General features: G+C 44.2%; 14 protein-coding genes. 6 read left to right on the top strand and 8 right to left on the bottom strand.

Features of this window, described 5'->3' with window-relative positions; translation table 11 throughout:
• Nucleotides 1-52: 52 nt before the first annotated feature.
• The gene (purL, locus tag B4K26_RS05490) at nt 53-4,045 is read right to left on the bottom strand and encodes a phosphoribosylformylglycinamidine synthase (RefSeq protein ID WP_296244036.1); all 3,993 of its coding nucleotides are present in this window, start codon (nt 4,043-4,045) and stop codon (nt 53-55) included.
• Between the two features lie 400 nt (nt 4,046-4,445).
• Between purL and B4K26_RS05485 the strand changes: the two genes are divergently transcribed.
• Both B4K26_RS05485 and B4K26_RS05480 read left to right on the top strand, forming a co-directional pair.
• Nucleotides 4,446-4,940 (top strand): pyridoxamine 5'-phosphate oxidase family protein, encoded by a 495-nt coding sequence (locus tag B4K26_RS05485; RefSeq protein ID WP_296244034.1) that lies wholly within the window; start codon nt 4,446-4,448, stop codon nt 4,938-4,940.
• 362 nt (nt 4,941-5,302) lie between these two features.
• Nucleotides 5,303-5,797, top strand: a complete 495-nt coding sequence (locus tag B4K26_RS05480; protein WP_296244033.1) for a pyridoxamine 5'-phosphate oxidase family protein — start codon at nt 5,303-5,305, stop codon at nt 5,795-5,797.
• Nucleotides 5,798-5,913: 116 nt separating this feature from the next.
• Here the strand turns inward: B4K26_RS05480 and pgsA are convergent, their stop codons facing one another.
• Nucleotides 5,914-6,600 (bottom strand): CDP-diacylglycerol--glycerol-3-phosphate 3-phosphatidyltransferase, encoded by a 687-nt coding sequence (gene pgsA, locus B4K26_RS05475; protein WP_296244032.1) that lies wholly within the window; start codon nt 6,598-6,600, stop codon nt 5,914-5,916.
• A 724-nt stretch (nt 6,601-7,324) separates the two neighbouring features.
• Between pgsA and B4K26_RS05470 the strand changes: the two genes are divergently transcribed.
• The gene (locus tag B4K26_RS05470) at nt 7,325-7,903 is read left to right on the top strand and encodes a hypothetical protein (RefSeq protein WP_296244031.1); all 579 of its coding nucleotides are present in this window, start codon (nt 7,325-7,327) and stop codon (nt 7,901-7,903) included.
• A gap of 167 nt (nt 7,904-8,070) precedes the next feature.
• Here the strand turns inward: B4K26_RS05470 and acs are convergent, their stop codons facing one another.
• Entirely contained in the window at nt 8,071-10,032 is a 1,962-nt protein-coding gene (gene acs / locus B4K26_RS05465; protein ID WP_296244030.1) for an acetate--CoA ligase, read from the bottom strand.
• Between the two features lie 604 nt (nt 10,033-10,636).
• On the opposite strand from acs, the gene B4K26_RS05460 reads away from it, so the two are divergent.
• On the top strand, nt 10,637-11,938 hold the full coding sequence (locus B4K26_RS05460) for an NAD(P)/FAD-dependent oxidoreductase (RefSeq protein WP_296244029.1): 1,302 nt from the start codon (nt 10,637-10,639) through the stop codon (nt 11,936-11,938).
• 143 nt (nt 11,939-12,081) lie between these two features.
• Entirely contained in the window at nt 12,082-13,059 is a 978-nt protein-coding gene (locus B4K26_RS05455) for a pirin family protein (RefSeq protein WP_296244028.1), read from the top strand.
• 130 nt (nt 13,060-13,189) lie between these two features.
• Here the strand turns inward: B4K26_RS05455 and B4K26_RS05450 are convergent, their stop codons facing one another.
• The 5 genes from B4K26_RS05450 to trpB all read right to left on the bottom strand — a co-directional run bounded on the left by B4K26_RS05450 (nt 13,190) and on the right by trpB (nt 18,807).
• Nucleotides 13,190-14,293 carry an alkene reductase gene (locus B4K26_RS05450; RefSeq protein WP_296244027.1) on the bottom strand — a complete coding sequence of 368 codons (1,104 nt, stop codon included), beginning with the start codon at nt 14,291-14,293 and terminating at the stop codon, nt 13,190-13,192.
• Nucleotides 14,294-14,674: 381 nt separating this feature from the next.
• Complete coding sequence (locus B4K26_RS05445) at nt 14,675-15,931, bottom strand: outer membrane protein transport protein (protein ID WP_296244026.1); 1,257 nt, start codon at nt 15,929-15,931, stop codon at nt 14,675-14,677.
• A 303-nt stretch (nt 15,932-16,234) separates the two neighbouring features.
• The gene (locus tag B4K26_RS05440) at nt 16,235-16,477 is read right to left on the bottom strand and encodes a hypothetical protein (RefSeq protein WP_296244025.1); all 243 of its coding nucleotides are present in this window, start codon (nt 16,475-16,477) and stop codon (nt 16,235-16,237) included.
• Nucleotides 16,478-16,586: 109 nt separating this feature from the next.
• Nucleotides 16,587-17,483, bottom strand: a complete 897-nt coding sequence (locus B4K26_RS05435) for a DMT family transporter (RefSeq protein WP_296244024.1) — start codon at nt 17,481-17,483, stop codon at nt 16,587-16,589.
• Between the two features lie 97 nt (nt 17,484-17,580).
• Entirely contained in the window at nt 17,581-18,807 is a 1,227-nt protein-coding gene (gene trpB, locus B4K26_RS05430) for a tryptophan synthase subunit beta (RefSeq protein ID WP_296244023.1), read from the bottom strand.
• Between the two features lie 319 nt (nt 18,808-19,126).
• Here trpB and B4K26_RS05425 point away from each other — a divergent pair, with 319 nt between their 5' ends.
• Nucleotides 19,127-20,725, top strand: a complete 1,599-nt coding sequence (locus tag B4K26_RS05425) for a GMC oxidoreductase (RefSeq protein WP_296244022.1) — start codon at nt 19,127-19,129, stop codon at nt 20,723-20,725.
• Nucleotides 20,726-20,791 lie beyond the last annotated feature (66 nt).

Raw genomic sequence — 20,791 nt, 5'->3', positions numbered from 1 at the left:
CATTTTAAAAAATAGCTATCTAAAACAATAATCTAAACAAGCTTAGTCAATCTTAACGCAACCAAGCTCGGGCATTACGGAACATACGCATCCACGCGCCGTCCTCGTCCCACGCTTCTGGTTTCCAGCTGTGGTTATAGGCTTTTAGGTTACGCTCAGGATGCGGCATCATGAGGGTGACGCGACCGTCGGTGCTACATAGACCCGTGACACCGCCAAGCGAACCGTTTGGATTGAGCGGATAAGTCTCGGTTGGATGACCTTGGCTATCGACAAAGCGCATGGCGAGCTGACCATGTTTTGCCATGCCGTCGATTTCGGTGGCGTTCAGTGTGGCATAACCTTCACCGTGCGCCACAGCGATTGGCAAGATGCTGTCCTGCATACCTTTGAAGAAGATCGATTTGGTACGCTCGATTTTGACATTGACCGTTCGCCCTTCAAAACGCGCTGATTTATTAGCGATAAAGCGCGGGAAATTCTCCGCGCCTGGGATGAGGTCTTTTAACTGCGCCATCATCTGACAGCCGTTACAGACACCCAAGCTAAAGGTATCTGGACGGGCAAAGAAGCGCACAAACTGCATGCGCAATTCGTCATGGAACAAGATAGAGTTCGCCCAACCAGAGCCCGCGCCGAGTACGTCACCATAGCTAAAGCCGCCACAAGCGACCAAACCATCGAAGTCACGAAGGTTGATGCGACCGCTGAGCAAGTCACTCATATGGACGTCAACCGCTTCAAAGCCTGCTTGGGTAAAGCCTGCTGCCATCTCCGTCTGACCGTTGACGCCTTGCTCACGCAGGATGGCGACTCTTGGTTTGCTTTCACGACTATTTAAGTAGGGCGCCTCTATCCGTTGATTGAGGTCAAAGTTTGGCGCAGCAATAAGCCCTTGATGGCTGGCGTCACTAATCAAATCATACTCTTGCTGGACACATGCAGGATTGTCACGGCGACGGGCGATTTGATAGCTGACCTGACTCCACTCTTGTTGCAGCTCGCTTCGGCTAAAGCGCAAGGTATCATCACCCATATGTAGCGGCGTTTGAATGATAAGACTGTCTTCTTCAGTGCTTTGACCAACAAGGCTTAGCATATCGCTAACATTAAATTCTTCTGCCAACTGCATGAGAGCCGCGACATTTTCTGGCAATACTTGAATCACCGCGCCCAGCTCTTCGCTAAATAATTGACCCAGTAGGTTTTTATCGTCCAATGACAGCTTGATGCCTTGACGGCTAGTAAATTGCATCTCAGCGATAGTCGCAAGTAGACCACCATCACCAATATCGTGATAGGCGCTGATGACGTTTTGGGCGTTGCCCGCTTGGATAAAGTTAAAGAAATCGATTAAATCGCTTGGCTGAGTGAGGTCGGGGCATTCATTACCCAATTGGCTAGCCGTTTGCGCCAAGATTGAACCGCCAAGGCGCAGTTTGCCTTTTGATAAATCAATACGGTAAAACGCGCTATCACCTTTGATTAGCTCAGGCGTTAGGGTTTTTGCCACATCGACGACAGGAGCAAAAGCAGTGATCACAAGGCTCATTGGTGAGACAACAGATTTATCTTGCTCAGTATTATCATCCGACCAGTTAGCACGCATCGATAACGAGTCTTTACCGACTGGAATAGCAATACCCAGTGCTGGGCATAGTTCTTCGCCGATAGCATGGACGGCGTCAAAAAGGGCAGCATCTTCCGCATCATCACCACAGGCTGCCATCCAGTTCGCTGACATGGTGATATCAGACAACTGGTTAATACGAGCGCCGGCGATATTGGTAATCGCTTCACCGACGGCCAAACGCGCAGAGGCTTTTGGATTAATAAGGGCAACTGGCGTTCGTTCACCGACACTCATCACTTCACCGCTCATTGGCTGACCGTCAATCGCTAATAAACCAGACGCGGTAACGGCGCAATCAGCGACAGGCACTTGATAGCGACCAACATATTGATCGCGGACGACCATTCCCGTAATAGAGCGGTCACCAATGCTAACTAAGAATGATTTACTGGCAACGGTTGGATGACGTAGCACATCTTTGATAGATTCAGTTAAGTTAAAGTCATTCAGCTCAAGCGGCGGTAATTCTTTCTCTTGACGACTAAAGCTGCGCTGCATTTTTGGCGTTCCACCAAGTAATACTTGCATTGGCATATCGACTGGCTGCTCATCAAGCAGCTCGTCATCAACGATAAGCTGACGGACTTCGGTCGCTTCGCCTAAGATGGCGTACGGGCAGCGCTCACGAGCACAAATCGCATCGAATTGTTCTTTACTTTCAGGGCGAATAGCAAGGACATAACGCTCTTGTGCTTCGTTTGACCAAATCGCCATTGGCGACATGCCCGCTTCTAGCGATGGAATACGACGCAAATTTAGATGCGCCCCCATTTCGTGGTCATTGACCAACTCTGGCATGGCGTTCGATAGACCGCCGGCGCCAACATCATGTAGCGACACGATGGGATTGCCATCTTTTCCGCCATTGCTTGCGTCAACATCATTGCCGGCCAGCGCCCAGCAGCGATCGATGACTTCTTGACAGCGGCGCTCCATTTCGGCGTTATCGCGCTGCACAGAAGCAAAGTCCAAGCCTTCATCTAACTCGCCACTATCCACAGACGATGCTGCACCGCCGCCCAACCCAATTTGCATCGCAGGACCACCAAGGACAATTAATAAGTCACCTTGTTGAATGGCGTTTTTTTCAATGAGGTTACGTTTGATATTGCCGTAACCACCTGCCAACATGATTGGCTTATGATAACCGCGCATTTGGCTACCATCTTTTGCCGCTGAAGTATCCAATTGGAAACTACGGAAATAACCGCATAGATTTGGACGACCAAACTCGTTTGAGAAGTTGGCACTACCTAATGGCGCTTCGGTCATAATCTCAAGACTGGTTGCCATGCGATCAGGCGTACCATAATCTTGGGTGTTGACCTGGCCAGACTGCTCCCATTTTTCGCTAAGCTCTGGAATATGTAAGTGCGACACATGAAAGCCTGTCAAACCAGCTTTTGGCTTACCTCCGCGACCCGTTGCACCTTCATCACGAATTTCACCGCCCGCACCTGTCGCTGCACCTGCATAAGGCGCAATCGCCGTTGGATGATTATGGGTTTCAACTTTCATTAAGATGTCGATTTCTTCTTGATGAAAATCGTAAGGATGGGCAGCATTTACATCCATCGCGTCAGTCGGAACGGGATAATAACGCAGCCCCTTGGCACCAGCCATCACCGCCGCGTTGTCTTTATAAGCCGACAAGATACCTTGTGGATTGGCTTGATAGGTATTCTTAATCATCTGAAACAATGATTTTGGCTGAACCTCACCATCAACCGTCCACTCAGCGTTAAAAATCTTATGACGGCAATGCTCAGAGTTGGCCTGCGCAAACATCATCAGTTCAACGTCAGTTGGATTACGCTTTAGCTCATTAACGTACGCATTCATGAGATAGTCGATATCTTCGCTCGATAACGCAAAACCAAATTCTCTATTGGCCGACTCAAGCGCCGCTTGACCTTGACCGATGACATCAATGCGATTAAGCGCGGCTGGCGCCTCATCTTCAAACAGTTTACTGACATCATTTAAATCATAAACCAAGCTTTGGGTCATGCGGTCAAACAATAATTGTTCAACGGTAGCAGACAATGTTGAGGGAGTTTCACCAGCGATAGTTAGCGTATAAACGATGACGCGCTCGACGCGATTGATCTCGATTTCGCAGTTATTAAAAATATCGGTCGCTTTACTGGCCCATGGCGAAATCGTACCAAAACGCGGGCCAACGATAACTTGTATTTGATTGTCTTTTGGGGCTAGGAGGTCAATACCTTCATGAATGGCAAACAAATCTAGCGCTTTTTTATGCTCGTCACCAGACAATTCTCGCGATAGCACATAAACTTGCTGAGTGTTTATTTGATTGACATTTAGCTCGGTTTTTTGCTGAAACTGATTGATGAGTTGTTGCGTCTGAAAATCGGTGAGAAACGGTTGTCCGGCGATGGTCATCATAAAGGCATAATCCGTAAGATCAAGGCATCTCTGCCATGCTAGGTAAATGGTCTGCGTATTATAACAAGAAGCCCCGAAATAAGCAGGTCAAAACCGAGATAAAAAGTTTTTCAAAAGAGAAATGTCGCTCAGCTAGCGTCACAATTTTTACCTAATTCCTGTAAACCTTACAAACACTCACATCGTATTACTGGCAACCTATATAAATAGTGCACTAGTAATCGGTATTCTAGATGGCAGTTGCGATGAGTTAAGCGCCTCATAACGAGCATTATAACTATAACTATAATCTGCTCAAAAAAATTATTATAAACGGCGCTAGCTTGTCTAAACTGCCTTATCAATAAATAACCATAATTTAAACAAAGAACGATTCATTATAATGAAAAAGGATAATTTAATGAGTAACCAAGAGCATATCGCGAAAATTCAAGAAGTGATTAAAGACGTAAAATTTGCCATGATGAGCACTACGAATACAAAGGGTGATATTCATGCGTGGCCAATGACCACCAACAAAGCAGATATCAGCGCCAAAGAAATTTGGTTTATCGGTGACAAAACCTCGGATGTCGTAAAAGATATTCAGAACGACCCAAGAGTTGGTCTGACGTACGCGACACAAGACGAAAAAAACTATGTTTCTATTAGTGGCAATGCTGAATTATCAACAGATAAAGGCAAACTAGATGAGCTATGGTCGCCCGTTTACAATGCATTTTATGCCGAAGGCAAAGAAGATGAAAACGTTCAATTGATTAAAGTAGTTCCTCATGGCGCTGAATGTTGGCTCAGCGGTAGCTCAGTCGTCAATGTGTTTAAAATGGCGACCGCCGCGGTTCAAGAGGGCAAAACTGTCGAAGATTTAGGCGAAACCTTTTCAGTTTCTCTCTAACCTTACTATCTCTATAACTTCAGTATCCCTATAAACTTTGCTGTCTTAATAATAAAAATAAACAACAAGACGCCTGCTTAAACGCCAGTAAATTCTTATTTATTGGCGTTTTTTTGCCTTAACTCCTGCTGTTATTGTTATAGATTTATCTCATTTTATCAAAATGTTAGAGCTTACAAAGCGTCACAGCCCATTACAGACTGCCTATATAGTTCTATTCAGTAATTTTATTATATTAATAACTGATTCTACATCTAATGAACCATTGACTAAGATTTTATTAAAAATAAGCCGTTTCATTTGTAGAAAGCTTTAAACCCAAAATTTTGAACTAAATATTTCAATAGTAAAGGATAACTATTATGAGTAAACAGGCGCAAATGGATACCATTCAAGCAATGGTAAAAGATATTAAATATACGATGATGACCACGCGCAACAGCGAAAATCATCTGCATTCTTGTCCGATGAATACCACCGAAACCAGTATTGGCGCTAAAGAGATTTGGTTCATTGGCCATACGCCATCCGAGACCGTTGATAATATTAAGCAAAACGCAGAAGTGAATTTGGCCTATACCACTAAAGACGATGATAAGTATTTATCTATTTCTGGAACCGCTGAATTGGTCGAAGATTCAGAGAAACTCAACGAGCTATGGTCGGTTATGTATAACGCCTATTTTGAACAAGGAAAGGAAGATCCAAGGGTACAGCTGATTAAAGTGGTTCCTCATGGTGCAGAATACTGGGCGAATGGTAATGCCATTACCAGTGCGGTTAAAATGACGGCAGCGGCTGTCTCCGATACCGCCATTGAAAAAAGCTTAGGTGAGAATTTTTCTATACAACTGTAATTCTTAATTTATTCATTAACTAAAATAGAAAAACGCCAGTGGCTGATGCGACTGGCGTTTTTTATGGTTGAGATTTAATCATAGCTATTTAACTATAGATATTAAATCATAGGTATTTAACCACTTCTCTTTAAATACGGCCAAGCAGCTCTTAGATAAATCATCATCGACCATAAGGTTAATATCACCGCTGCCACCATCAATATATAGCCTATCATCTCAAGCGATTGCCAGTTTAATAATAACACAGTGATCGCTATCATCTGAAAAGTGGTTTTGAGTTTACCAACATAAGACACGGCGACACTGGTGCGATTGCCAAGCTCCGCCATCCATTCACGAAGCGCTGAGACAGCAATTTCACGCGAGATAATCACAATCGCGGCAATCGCCATAATGATATTGGGGTGCCACTGAACTAAGATAATCAGCGCTGCTGCGACCATTAACTTGTCAGCAACGGGATCTAAAAATCGACCAAAAGCGGACACTACATTGAGCTTACGAGCAAAATAACCATCGAGCCAGTCGGTAATCGCCGCGATAATAAACACGCTAGTCAGAAGTAAATGGCGCAATAAACTGTCGCTAAATTCGCTCATGCCTACCCGAGCAATGACATTGTCCGAAATCGCTGGCATACCAATTCCCATGGCAGGCGGCCAATAAGCAATCGCCACAAATAGCGGAATCATTAAAATACGCGCAATCGTCAGATTATTGGGTAAATTAAAAATGCTTTTGTCGTTTGGCGTTGGTAATGGTTTTTGTTCTGGCGTGTGCAGCGGTGTACTCTCGGTCATGGCAAACCCAGTCTATAGTGGACGATAAGAATGTGGCTAGCTTAGCATTTTTCTGGCATGTCGTCATGCCTCTCTGCGGCTTGGTTTTGGCTTTACTCAATTGATAATGCTTCTAGTCAAAAAATCCTTACCAAAACGCTTATTATTATGCTTTTCAAAGATACATAGCATATGAACACCTAACAAGCCAAAACGTAATGACATGTAAGTAAGCTAGGTAAATCAGCGAATTTCGGTTATGATGACCAAGTAATAAATACAGTTGTACACTGGAAGTTGTAAGCAGATGTAAGAATGCCTTGAAATATGGTGTTTTGACATTATCTTTATATTAACAATAATAAATATTGATGAATTTATTTGTGATCTGTTAACGTTGATAGTAAATAGTAGCTCGATTACATGATAAGTTTTCCTCAGCCCACGACTCCTCCTTCGTGGGCTCTTTTTTTGCCTATAAATATCTGATTTATATCACTTATTCATTTAATATTATTGAGTTGACCATCAGTTTAAATATACTTGTCTAAATTTAAATACAGTTGCCTAAAACTTTCATTTCCTCATTAACTTAAAGTAAATCTTAAGCGTGACCAATAATTTCCAGAACTGTTTATTTAGCATTTCCTAATATATAAATACTCATCAATAATAACAATAAATAGTTGTTTCAAGGCTATGAATCAACTACAGTTGGTTAAAATACAATCGTTTGGTGGTCGCTATGAAAAAGCTATTAGCGGTAAGTCTAGTGTTGGTGCTAAGTGGATGCGGTGGCGGATTTGACGATATGGACGCTGCAAGACCTGGCGGCGGTATTGGCAATACTGGTTCAGATAATAATCTGCCTAGCAATCCTGAAGAAAAAACACAGTGGCAATATTCCTCCATAAGTAGCGGTAGCGGCATTTTTTCATTAAGAGCAACTAACCATGCGCTAAATTTCTATTATGATCCACAACTTACCGACATTAAGCATAAGCCTTGGATTCAGCTTGAGAAGCGTAAAAGCAGTAGCGGCGCTGTAACCAGTACTGTAGCGATTTTTGTCAATTCAAACCTGTCCTGTACGCCATCCTGCAAAGTAGCCATGAACTTTGATGGTAATCGAGCGACCTACGAGATGCGTAATAGCAGTGATGGCGTCCTTGTGCCCATTAACGAATTTACAGAAAATCAATTATTTAATAAATTCACTACCTCAAATAGCGCTATCGTTAGCCTACCTATTATCGGGTTATCGCAACCATTTGATGCCAATTTTGACTTGCGTGGTTATGATATTAATAAAATGACATTTTAGTCTGTAAGTTGATTCAGTATATATCTGCCTCTATGTAAAAAAGCCGCGCTATCTTTGATAACACGGCTTTTTTCTTTAACCTATTTAACAGTTAACAGTCGCTCCCTTGATGAAGTGATTTTTGCTAAAGGCTGGTTATGATGGTTTTTAAACCTCTATAACCGCCGCTATTCTCCACGTTCAGCCTTGACCGTTTCGACCAGCTCATTGATGACAGAGCTGTCGGCAAGCGTAGATAAATCACCCAATCCAACATATTGCCCTGCCGCGAGATTGCGTAGGATACGGCGCATGATTTTACCAGAGCGCGTCTTGGGTAACACATCAACCATATAAATGGCATCTAAGTTAGCAATTGGACCAATCTCTGTGCGTACGTGACGGTTGAGCTCTGCTTTTAAGGCATCCGTTGCGGTTTCGCCCGATTTTAGAATAATAAAGGCACAAACACCCATGCCGCGAATATCATGCGGCATACCAACGATAGCCGCCTCAGCTGTTGCTGGATGAGCGACCACCGCGCTTTCAATCTCTGCGGTGCCCAATCGATGCCCTGCGACATTGAGCACATCATCCACCCGTCCGGTAATCCAGTAGTGCCCATCTTCGTCACGCTGCGCGCCATCGCCAGTAAAATAGTAGCCCGGATATTCTGTAAAGTAGGTTTTTAAAAAACGCTCATGATCGTTATAAATCGTGCGCATTTGTCCCGGCCAGCCGCCAGCAATCGCAAGATTGCCTTCCGCAGCACCTTCTAACTCTACCCCATCACTATCGACGATGACTGGTATGATACCGTATAACGGATTCATCGCTGCCCCAGGCTTCATGTCTACGGTGCCCGGAATTGGTGCCAGTAATATACCGCCTGTTTCTGTCTGCCACCACGTATCGACAATCGGACATCGGCCGCCACCGACGACATTATAATACCAATCCCAAGCTTCTGGATTAATCGGCTCACCAACGGAGCCAAGCAAGCGCAGACTTGAGCGATCCGACTCACGGACAAAGCTATCGCCCTCTTTCATCATGGCGCGGATGGCCGTTGGCGCGGTGTATAATATTGTGACTTGGTGCTTATCAACGATATGTCCAATACGCGCCCAAGTTGGATATTCTGGCACGCCCTCAAACATCACCGTCGTCGTACCATTGGCAAGCGGTGCATACGTAGTATAGGTATGACCAGTGACCCAGCCGACATCGGCAGTACACCAATAGACATCATCTTCTTTGATATCGAATACATCGCGGAAGGTTGAGAGGGCATAAGTAATATAACCACCCGTGGTATGCAACACGCCTTTAGGCTTGCCCGTTGAGCCCGAGGTATATAATAAAAATAGTGGATCTTCAGCATTCATCACTTCAGGTTCACAATGCTCTGACTCTCCATCAATCAAGTTATGATACCAGACGTCTCGGCGACCACTCATCGGTACCGAATTGCCGGTACGATGCACGACAATAACATTGGTCACGCTGTCAGTGCCATCCATATCTAATGCCCGATCGACATTGGCTTTGAGCGGCGTGTGCTTATTTCCACGAACCCCTTCGTCTGCAGTGATGATGACTTTTGGGCGACTGTCAATCAAACGATTACCAAGACTCTCCGCCGAGAACCCGCCAAATACCACCGAATGCACCGCTCCAATACGCGCACACGCCAGCATGCCGACCATCGCCTCCGGAATCATCGGCAGATACAAGGCCACCCGATCGCCTTTTTCAACGCCAAGCTTACGAAGTGCGTTTCCTAATCGACATACTTCCTCATGAAGCTCTTTAAACGAGATGATTTTGTGCAGAGATGGATGGTCACCCTCCCAAATAATGGCAGGCTTATAAGGGTGATTTTTCACATGACGGTCAAGACAATTGACAGAGATGTTAAGCTCACCGTCTTCATACCACTTGATATGAAAATCTTCTAAGTCATAATTGATATTGCTGATTTTGGTGGGTTTTTTGATCCAATCAATCAGTTCAGCACGCTTTGCCCAAAAGGCATCGTTTGCCTCTTGTGACTCAATAGATTGTTGATATTCTTTAGTGTATTGCTCGGGGGTAGTATTGGCAGCGGCGGCGAATTCAGCCGCGTTTGGAAATGATTTTTGAGTCATTGTTGTCGTCCTTTTTAATTATTATGACCTGTCGCGGCTATCGTTGAGATTGTCATGAAACGATTGGCATCCAATGACTAACGTTAAACCTTTAACGTTAAACGATGGCCTGAACAAGTGATAAGAGTCATCTTCCATAATGTCTGACACTTAAGGTTAGTTTGACAAATAAGCGGCCTCGTTGCAAGACGTCAAACGCAAATCACAACAATTTCGCGGTACATCTGTATACTCAGCAAGGCATAAGTCTTTGACATTTTGACTTATCAGAGACATTTAATCCTTGTAACCTCAAATAAAACGTGGACAATAGCTACTCTTAAGACATCACTCGCCGAGCTTCCTATCGAATAGTTAGGTTCTTATAAAACAGATACAGCGAGACTGATACAAATTTTTCTTGCTTGCTGCGCCTACGCCGACAAAAGCTGCGAAAAATTTATTCCAATCTCGCGTATTTAAGACATGTATTTATTTTATTCAGTATCGATTATAAATGACACACTCTTTTGCATTAAAACATTCTATTTGTCTGATTTCTAAATTTAATCCTTACTTCTTCAGTTCTATTTTTAAAGCTTAATGCTTTTTGGAAAACATCACCATGCAAAATCCTCGCAACGCACCACAACACACTTATTACGATGTCATCATCATCGGCGCTGGTGCGTCAGGATTGTATTGCGCGCTCACAGCAGGTCGACGTGGTCGCCGTGTTTTGGTGCTCGACCATGCCAATAAAGCGGGCAAAAAAATTCTAATGTCGGGCGGCGGGCGCTGTAACTTTACCAATTATTTTGTCGAACCCGAACACTTTATCGGTAGCAATCCGCATTTTTGTAAATCTGCTCTCAGTCGCTATCCGAGTTGGGAATTTATCGGTATGGTTGAGCAACACAAAATTCCCTACCATGAACGTGAGCACGGGCAGTTATTTTGTGATGACTCGGCGCAAGATATTTTAACGATGCTGCTCGATGAATGCGCTGCCGTGGGCGTGCAAGTCAAGCTCAATACGCAGATTAAACAAGTAAAAACGTGTGAGAATAATAAGCAATCCCGATTTGAATTAATCACCAGCAAACAGCTGAGTAAAAAAGAGAAGCAAGAAAGAAAAGACAGCGCCAATCAGAGTAAGCTACCGCAAACGACTTACCGCTGTGAATCGCTCGTAGTAGCGACGGGCGGCTTATCGATTCCGACCTTAGGTGCGAGCGGATTTGGTTATGAGCTTGCGCAGCAATTTGGTCATACGTTAGTCGCAACCGATGCCAGCCTGGTGCCTTTTACCTTTACCGATAAAACTGGCGAACTGATTCGCACCCTTGCTGGCATTAGCCTTCCTGTGATTGCCAGTAATGAGCATATCTCCTTTAAACTGCCACTGCTCTTTACCCATCGCGGCCTGTCTGGCCCTGCCATGCTGCAACTATCAAACTACTGGCATATCGGCGAAACCATCAGTATTAACCTGCTACCAAACACTGATATGACCGCGTTATTGTTGGCGCATAAAAAATCGCATCCAAGGCAGCTTATCCGAACGGTTTTAGCAGATTTTACCGACAATGCTTTGCCAAAAAAGCTGATGGCAGCGCTACAAACCCATCTATGGGACGATATCAAAGACACCGAGCTTGCCAATATTAAAGACGAGCGTTTGATAGAACTGGGTGTTACCCTTAATGGTTGGCAGCTAAAACCATCTGGCACTGAAGGCTATCGCACTGCTGAAGTGACGCGCGGCGGTATCAAAACCGATGAGGTTTCGTCAAAGACCATGCAAAGCAAATATCAAGACGGGTTATATTTTATCGGTGAAGTGCTTGATGTCACTGGCTGGCTTGGTGGTTACAACTTTCAATGGGCGTGGGCCAGTGGCTTTGTTTGCGGCGAAGTGGTTTAAAAAAAGCGACTAAACACTTGATAACTGTTAAGGTAATGACAATATATATATTTTCATATTTAGAAATTATTAACAGTTACTGGTTTTTGATATTTATAAAATGATTGATATTAAATAATGCGTTTAGGATTGCGAGGTATCATATGCGTTCAATCAAACATATTCACGGCGATAAAGCTCCGCATTGGGTCGGCGACGGTTTTTATGTCAAAACCTTGTTTAATCATTTGGATAACGATCCTTACTTTAATCATCGTCATACTGATCCTTTTTTATTATTAGACTATGGTCAACCGACCAACTTTGCGTCAAACCCGAACTTTGAGACGCAGCCGCATGGCGTTGGTCAACATCCGCATAAAGGCTTTGAGACGGTCACAATCGCCTATTCAGGCGAAATTAGCCATGCGGATTCGGCCGGTGGTTATGATGTTATTCAACAAGGCGATGTGCAATGGATGACCGCAGGGCGCGGCATTATGCATGAAGAGTTTCACTCACCAGCTTTTGGTCAAAGTGGCGGCGACTTTAGTATGGTGCAATTATGGGTCAATTTGCCAAGTGCGCATAAGCTGACTGATCCTAAATATCAGACACTAAAACGCCATGACTTACCTATCGTTAATTTAACAGATAGTGAGAACGGGCGCGCTATCGGTAAAGCGGCAATTATTGCGGGTGAATGGCAAAGCACTATGGGTGCGGCAAGTACCTTTACGCCTATTAATATGTGGGATATTGAGTTGAATAGCGCAGGGTCAACGACGCTGCAAGTACCAAACTCGCATAATGTCTTGTTATTGGTACAAGAAGGTACGTTACTGATTAATGCTACGCCAGTGAGCGCGGGCCATCTGGTTCAGTTTGCAGCGCCGACTGATACCGATTCTGATATTAATTTTACCAATGCACAAGCAGTAGCGCAGGCAAGCGACAGCATCGAGCTAACCTATACTAAGTCGTCTGATGATGAGCATGCGCCAACCCCTGTTAAATTATTGCTATTAAGCGGTGAACCTATCGGCGAGCCAGTGGCAGGCTACGGTCCGTTTGTCATGAATACCCAAGCTGAATTAAAACAAACGTTCCGTGATTATCAAACGGGTAACTTTGGTAAATAATCTTAGCTAATGCAGCCCTTAATAGCTAAGCCTTACTCATTAAAAAAGCCACCTTGCTATCATTAGCGAGGTGGCTTTTTTGAAAATTATTACTTTATTTAAATGAATAAAGCAAGTTATCCGATAGAGCTTAAGCTTGATTTAAAAACGGATAATCGGTATAGCCTTCAGTACCGCCACCATAGAAGCTTTGCGGATGTTGCTCATTGAGTGGCGCTCCTGCGCGGATACGTTCCGCCAAGTCAGGATTGGCAATATAATCGCGACCAAAAGCAACGGCATCAATATAACCAGCTTTGATATTTTTCTCGGCTTTTTCAGGCGTATAACCGCCCGCCGCAATAATCATTTGCCCAAATGCATCACGAACGCGCTGACGGAACTCGTCACTATAAGGTGTTCCGCCCGCCCAATCAGGCTCTGATAAATGCAGATACATCAAGCCGCGCTTGTTAATTTGTTCAATCAGCCAGATATTTTCGTCTTCGTTGTAGCCCGCTTCGACGTTATTAAACGTCCCAAGCGGTGACACGCGAATACCAACATGGTCAGCGTCCCACGCGGCGACACAAGCATCAATGACATCGAGGGTCAAACGTGCACGATTCTCACGGCTACCGCCATATTCATCATCGCGCTGATTGGTTTGCTCAACCCAAAATTGATGCAGCAGATAGCCATGAGCACCATGAATCTCTACGCCATCAAAGCCTGCTTCTTTAGCGTTTTTGGTCGCAAGACCAAAGTCAGCAATCACTTGTTTGATTTCATCAAGTGTGGCTGGTCGCGGCGTCGTCGCCTCAACGCGAATCGCTTGCTTATTGCTATCACGCAATGTAGTGCGCACGCCCACATGAACATCAGACGCCGAAATAGGCGCGTTGCCTTCCGGCTGGACGCTTTCATGTGAGACCAAACCGGTGTGCCATAGCTGAACGACAATCTTACCGCCTTTAGCATGGACATTATCGACGATGGTTTTCCACGCCGTCGTTTGATCCTCAGTATGAATTCCGGGCGCGCCCGCATAACCCTTCGCTTGAAAAGAGACCTGCGTCGCTTCGGTAATCACTAGCCCTGCACCACTACGCTGCGCATAATACTCACTGGCTAGCGCCGTAGGAACATCGCCCGGCTCCACCGCACGCAATCGCGTTAACGGCGCCATGATGATACGATTTTTTAAGGTTTGCGTCCCCATTTTGACGGGTTCGAATAAATTATCGTGTGCCATAAGAAGCCTTGTTTGTTGTTATAAAAATACGGTGATAAGAGTTACTGAACATTAATAAATAGCGCTTATCACTATTATTAATCACCAAAATATTGATTACTAACCTGTTAATGGCTAAGTGATCTATTTATCAGCCGTGTTCTTTATAGGGGGTAGAGATGATATTTCCAAGTCAAACTTACAAACAAAAACATCCAAACAAGTATATTTTTAATCTTTTAAAAACCATTATTTACAGGGCGTTATAAGATTATTAAACCAATGATTTTTGTTAAAACTCAATAGTAAAAAGCACCTACTTTAAATAGTAAGTGCTTTTTATATAAATAGTAGCTCTGATTCTCTTTGATAAGGCTGGTTAACAAAGGGCTTAGTCAAGTTCTAAAAGTGATAACCCAATTTCATACCAAGCGCATAGCCTGTCCCGTCATCGATATTGGCGACCCGACCGTCAACTTTGGTGTCAACTGGGCCACCTTCAAACCACATATATTGGCCACCCGCCGCGACGCTTAGCTGCTCGGTCAATTTATATTGTGCGCTGAGTCCTAAGCTTTTGATAGAATCATAAGGCCCCAATAAACTGAGCGGCGCACCAGTGCCATGGTCATAGCCGACGCGTACTTCGCCTGAGACTTTTGGATTAAACTGTTTTCCCAAAGCCACCTCAACCGCATAACCGTCTTTTTTATAGGCAGCTAGTGGTTCTTGTGTTGATAATGTCGCTAAAGGCGGGGCAACATTAAAGTCACTCCAATCTACCCAACGCGCGTTAACCATTCCCAATAACTGATACTTTTCACTTAGACCCGTTTGAAAGTCTAAATTGACCGACTGCGGCATCTTAACTTCGGTCTTGCCTGCGAGCGGTAAGGGCACTTCATCAGTCGCTGGTCCCGGTGTCACCCCGTCACCACCAGCGATAGGCGGCAAAATAACTTGCAGGTTTTCTACCCCAGTTACTTGATATTTAGCGGGCGCGCGATAGGTTAATGCCGCCCGTAAAGCAATCTCTGGCTTTTCATACGCCATACCGATAACCGGCACTAGCGTATTTTCTTTTTCAAAGTCTAACGTATAATAGGTTGGTACTTCTGCCACTGGTGTGGCAAGACCAACTGGCTGCGCGCCCGTGATATTGCCTTTTAGCGTTTGGTACTCAAGGCCACCATATAGCCACACATTATTGCCAATCTTACCGCCGCCTAATAGCGTGATGCCGTTTGTCTCTACTCGCGCCTCGGTGGTGCCCATGCGATTGTTAAAAATATTTCCTGCTGGATATTCAGTATCGACGCCAAAGGGTTGTTCATAAATCACTGCCAATGCCGTATTGGCGGTCGGAGCGATTTTGATAGCAGCACCAGGTAAATCAAAGCTGTCCATCATGTCGCCGATTTTATTTCCCGCAGCATCGGTACCTTCGATTTTTGGGTCGACATAACCATAAGACAATTCCGCGTAATTGCCTGGCTCAAAAAAAGGCGCGACCGACTGTTTGCTATATTCGATACCAGCCGCGTGTGCTGAGCTAATAGCGAGGCTAAGCGCTGTCAAAGTACCAGTAGTGAGCAAATAGTGCGAAGAACGAGAAAAAGTGGCAAAATTATTAAGTCCTAAAAACAGCTGAGCGCTCATGACAATATCCCTTTGTCAGTTAAAAACACTACCAAACCATAAAATCATGCATACTTTTTATAGCTGGCCTTAATCTCTAGATTAAATAGCGAATGTCGACCTTTGTCAATATATCAGTAGCAGATTTATGGCATTCTATCCTTCAGTCAACAAAAGCAGTCAATAAACGGCTTAACTTTGCCCATCTTTTTGCTAAAACTATAAATACGTTCCTTGAACTTAGGTAGCAAGCTAACCAACTTACTTTTATCAAATTAGCTTAATATCATACTTAATAATCCTCTCTCAATTGCCCATATTCTTTTAAGTAAAGAAAAATATAGTATTAAGACCGCTCACAAAAATAGCCTTAAAGCCTATTTCAAAGTCATTTTTAAAAGCAGGGCTAGCTGCCGCCTTAAGTTTAAGGCTGGGCTTAAGTTGAAGCGGCTGTATGACGGTAGAAAAGCTCGATTTACTTGCCACGATGGCTTTGAAGGTGGTATGACTCGCTGCACCGAAAAAAAGGCTAAAGGCGCTAATGCCATTTACCAAGGCATTTGACATTATTACCTTTCCGATTCAATTTATTATGGTAGAAAGGGTTGAAGAATTAGCATCTCTTAATCAGCATCTCTTAAAAGGCTGCTAATCAATGCAAAATAAGGGAGGTATCTTAAGATTTAAGTATTTTTTTAAAAGACAGCTCTAACGATAAATACGTCCCAAACAATATGACGACGGAGCCAATGATAGCTTGAGTATTTAACGCCTCACCTAGGAGAATATAACCAAAAATAATAGCAAAAATAGGAATCACTAAGGTAATACTGGTTGCGCGCATCGGACCGATACTTTTGATCAATTGATTCATAAAAATGAGCGCAATAGCCGTTGAAAGCACCCCGATACAAATAACCGACACCCAAGCGGTGGCACTGATACTTTTGCCATAAGGAAATTCATATAACGCGACTGGTAGCATAATAACACTGGCGATAATAAGTGATCCTGCGGTAATGGCGACGGGTGAGACGTTGAATAAATAGTTTCTGGTGATGTTTGCGCCAAGCGCATAACCAACACAGGCAAATAACGCATATCCCATCGGCAATAAAGCCGAACCAGAGGAAGCGCTTTGGCTGCCAAATAAGCTTTCGCTCATCAAAACAATCACGCCAATAACGCCAATGATTAAGCCAATGATTTGTTTTTTCGATAGCCTGTCTTTAAAGAAGACACTGGCGATAAAGCCGCTCATCATCGGTACCGAGGCATTGAGAACCGCTAACACCCCAGCATTTACCGAACGGGCTGAAAAAGCAAACAGAATAAAGGGAATGGCGGCAGAAAACAGCCCCACCAGCGTCAACACTTTCCAGTTATCTTTAATACCCTCTCTGTTTTTTGGGCTGATTAGGACAAAAACCAGCATTGTCAGTCCAGCTAGCACCACTCGCAAACTGGCAAACGCTAGCGATCCAAATTCTGGAACGCCAATACGATAGAAAATAAACGACAGCGACCACATAAAGGACAGTGTCACAAAGGTAATGAGGTCGCGGTTGGACATGGGTAGATCCTATCAAGCGTTAAACAGTAAAAAAACCACGATGATAACTTTTTAAGCACTTAATAGGTATTATTTTTTTATGCTAATTGCCGCTTTTTTATAGCTCTACTTTATCCAAAATAAAATCGATATCTTTATCGCCTCGTCCTGATAAATTCACCAAAATCGTCTCATCAGCTGACATTTTCTTTGCAATCTTCATCGCATAAGCAATGGCATGCGCTGACTCAAGTGCTGGAATAATACCTTCAAGGCGCGACAATGCCATAAACGCTTCTAAGCATTCGGCATCGGTTGCTGACTCATAACTGGCCAGTTCTAAATCTCTTAAATGCGAATGCTGCGGCCCAACCCCAGGATAATCAAGCCCAGACGCTATCGAGTAAACCGGCGCTGGCTCGCCTTTTTCATCGAGCAGCACATAACACTTAAAACCATGAATCTCGCCTTTTACCCCTAGTGACATCGTCGCAGCGTGATTAGCGGTATCCAAGCCTTTGCCAGCAGGTTCCACGCCGATTTTTTCTACCTCTTTATCATCAAAAAAGCCGCTAAATATACCAATCGCGTTTGAGCCGCCGCCAATACAGGCGACTACCTTATTAGGCAGCTTTCCCGTTGTCGCTAAGAACTGCGCTCGAGCTTCATGACCAACCACCGACTGAAAATAGCTGACCATTTCTGGGTATGGCGCAGGCCCTAATGCCGAGCCAATCGCGAACATACTGCTATCAAGCTCATTCAAATAAGTATCAAATGCGCTATCGACCGCTTCTTTTAGCGTTCCTGCGCCGCGTGACACAGGAACGATATTAGCACCCAAAATCTTCATTCGGCTGACGTTTGGATGTTCTTTTTTGATATCAACCACGCCCATGTGAATCTCACACTCTAAGCCCATCAATGCAGATGCGGTTGCTAATGCTACGCCGTGTTGCCCTGCGCCTGTCTCGGCAATGACTTTGGTTTTGCCCAATTTTTTGGCCAATAACACCTCACCCAAACAGTGATTAATCTTATGCGCGCCCGTATGGTTTAAATCTTCCCGTTTAAAATAAATCTGCGCCCCGCCGCAATGCTCCGTTAAACGCTTTGCATGATAAATGGGACTTGGACGACCAACATAGGTCTCACGCAAGCGCTTCATCTCTTTGATAAAGTCGTCGTTTTTGATAATTTCACGAAAGCCTATCTCAATTTCGCTCATGGCTTTGGCAAGCTCAGGATGACCAATTTTGCCACCGAACTCGCCATATAAACCGTCGCTATTCGGTAGGATGGATTGGTGTAAACCGTAGCCAGTGGCGGTATTTTTCGTTGTCATAGTTAAACCTTATTATTTTAAATCAAATATTTGCCGTGTCATTTTTGCTAAATTATTCAACACTTTTAATAATCAAAATAGTTATATGTATTTACGTTCTAGTACATTGAAACAAGATAGTAAGGGAATTTTTATATCTGGTCAAGTCACCTTATAAAATTGAGCGCGCTAAATACTTGAAAGCCTTACTTCGCACAACGTGATTTTTTAATTTGACTAAAATCGTGTGGCTCGCAACAAAGAAATAATCACGACATGTTTTTTTGCTAAACTCTCGTTCATTACTTCCGTTTATTAAAGTTATAAAATCAGGAAAACTATGCAACGACGACAATTGATTAAAGCTATGGGACTCAGTTTAGGGGCTATCGGCACCTCTGCTGCGGTGAGTGGTTGTCAAACATTAGCTAAGCAACCGAAACTGCCAAAGACAATTACCCAAGCGGGACACTTTCCTAATATCATCGTCGGTAGTGGTTATGGCGGCGCGGTAGCGGCGCTACGACTCAGTGAAAAAGGTCATAAAGTATTGATACTTGAGATGGGAATGCGCTGGGATAGAAGCGCAAATCACGATACTTTTTGCAAGATGATTACGGCTGATAAACGCTCAAGCTGGTTCAGCAATTGGCCAAATGCGCCGATTCCCATTCCTATTCCGATTAAAAAATATCCTGGTGTTTTGGATTTAATCGAATACGACGAGATGAAAGTCTTCGCAGGACGCGCTTATGGCGGTGGCTCTATCGTCAATGGCGCGATTGCCATTCAGCCCAAACGCTCGCACTTTGAAGCAGTCTTTCCGTGGATTGATAGCGATGAGATGTACGACATCTATTTTCCTCGTGCTATGAAGGAACTCAAAGTCAGCCAAATCCCTGAATCCTTTTTTAATCAATCCGAGCATTATGAATTTACCCGCGCCGCTGAGCGACAAGCTTCAAGGGCGGGACTGAAAACGGAGTTCTTTGGCAACAGCTATGACTTTGACTATATGCAAAAAGAAGCACGTGGCGAAGTCTATCCGTCAGCATTGGGCGGTGAAGTCATTTATGGTAATAATGCTGGCAAATTTTCACTTGATTTAACCTACCTAAAAGATGCTGAAGCCACAGGCAATGTCACCGTAAAAACCTTGCGCAAAGTCAATAGCATCCAAGCGCTCGATAATGAGCAACTCAGATTAGAAGTCCACGTCCTAAATACCACGGGCGGCGTTAATAAAGTTGAACATTACACTTGCGATAAATTATTTCTTAACGCAGGCAGTACGGGCACTTCAGAGCTGCTACTCAAAAGCCAAGCGGAAGGCAAATTAAACAACCTAAACGAACATATTGGTCAGCACTGGGGGCCCAACGGTAACATCATGACCGGTCGCAATTTCGTCCACGCGGCGGGCACTACTCAATCTACCATTCCGGTCAAAGGTATCAATATGTGGGATGGTGATAGAGGCGGCTCGAAGTATAAAATCTTTGCCGAACTTGCGCCATTACCCCTAGGGCTTGAGACGTGGACGACGCTCTATCTCGCCATCACAGACAATCCAGAACGCGGCAATTATTACTATGATAAAGCCAGCAAAACCGTCAAGCTCAACTGGAAACGCGAGCAAAACGAGTACTCGGTAAATGCGGCTAAAGAGCTGATCGAAAAACTCGCCAAAGTAAATGGCGGCTCGACATCAAGCTTATTATTTACCAAAGGCTTCGGCGATAACTTCTGTTATCATCCGCTTGGTGGTTGCGTATTGGGTCTTGCGACCGATGAATTTGGACGCGTCAAAGGGCATAAAAATATATACGTGCAAGATGGCGCGTTAATCCCCGGCAGTGCTGGCGTCAATCCGTATGTGCTTATCACGGGACTTGCTGAGCGTAATTTGGCTAGTATTTTGAAGGCAGATTTTGGGTAGGTTATAAAAATTTTTCGAAAGTTAGAAGTATAAAAAACGCTCTTTATGAACTGACCCCCAAATGTT

Source organism: Psychrobacter sp. UBA6766 (genome assembly GCF_002453355.1).
Taxonomy (GTDB): domain Bacteria; phylum Pseudomonadota; class Gammaproteobacteria; order Pseudomonadales; family Moraxellaceae; genus Psychrobacter.
This window is presented reverse-complemented; position numbering and strand designations above follow the sequence as displayed.

Excerpts from the sequence above, each read along its gene's own strand:
- purL (WP_296244036.1), bottom strand. The coding sequence starts at position 4,045 with ATGATGACCATCGCCGGACAACCGTTTCTCACCGATTTTCAGACGCAA.
- B4K26_RS05485 (WP_296244034.1), top strand. The coding sequence starts at position 4,446 with ATGAGTAACCAAGAGCATATCGCGAAAATTCAAGAAGTGATTAAAGAC.
- B4K26_RS05480 (WP_296244033.1), top strand. The coding sequence starts at position 5,303 with ATGAGTAAACAGGCGCAAATGGATACCATTCAAGCAATGGTAAAAGAT.
- pgsA (WP_296244032.1), bottom strand. The coding sequence starts at position 6,600 with ATGACCGAGAGTACACCGCTGCACACGCCAGAACAAAAACCATTACCA.
- B4K26_RS05470 (WP_296244031.1), top strand. The coding sequence starts at position 7,325 with ATGAAAAAGCTATTAGCGGTAAGTCTAGTGTTGGTGCTAAGTGGATGC.
- acs (WP_296244030.1), bottom strand. The coding sequence starts at position 10,032 with ATGACTCAAAAATCATTTCCAAACGCGGCTGAATTCGCCGCCGCTGCC.
- B4K26_RS05460 (WP_296244029.1), top strand. The coding sequence starts at position 10,637 with ATGCAAAATCCTCGCAACGCACCACAACACACTTATTACGATGTCATC.
- B4K26_RS05455 (WP_296244028.1), top strand. The coding sequence starts at position 12,082 with ATGCGTTCAATCAAACATATTCACGGCGATAAAGCTCCGCATTGGGTC.
- B4K26_RS05450 (WP_296244027.1), bottom strand. The coding sequence starts at position 14,293 with ATGGCACACGATAATTTATTCGAACCCGTCAAAATGGGGACGCAAACC.
- B4K26_RS05445 (WP_296244026.1), bottom strand. The coding sequence starts at position 15,931 with ATGAGCGCTCAGCTGTTTTTAGGACTTAATAATTTTGCCACTTTTTCT.
- B4K26_RS05440 (WP_296244025.1), bottom strand. The coding sequence starts at position 16,477 with ATGTCAAATGCCTTGGTAAATGGCATTAGCGCCTTTAGCCTTTTTTTC.
- B4K26_RS05435 (WP_296244024.1), bottom strand. The coding sequence starts at position 17,483 with ATGTCCAACCGCGACCTCATTACCTTTGTGACACTGTCCTTTATGTGG.
- trpB (WP_296244023.1), bottom strand. The coding sequence starts at position 18,807 with ATGACAACGAAAAATACCGCCACTGGCTACGGTTTACACCAATCCATC.
- B4K26_RS05425 (WP_296244022.1), top strand. The coding sequence starts at position 19,127 with ATGCAACGACGACAATTGATTAAAGCTATGGGACTCAGTTTAGGGGCT.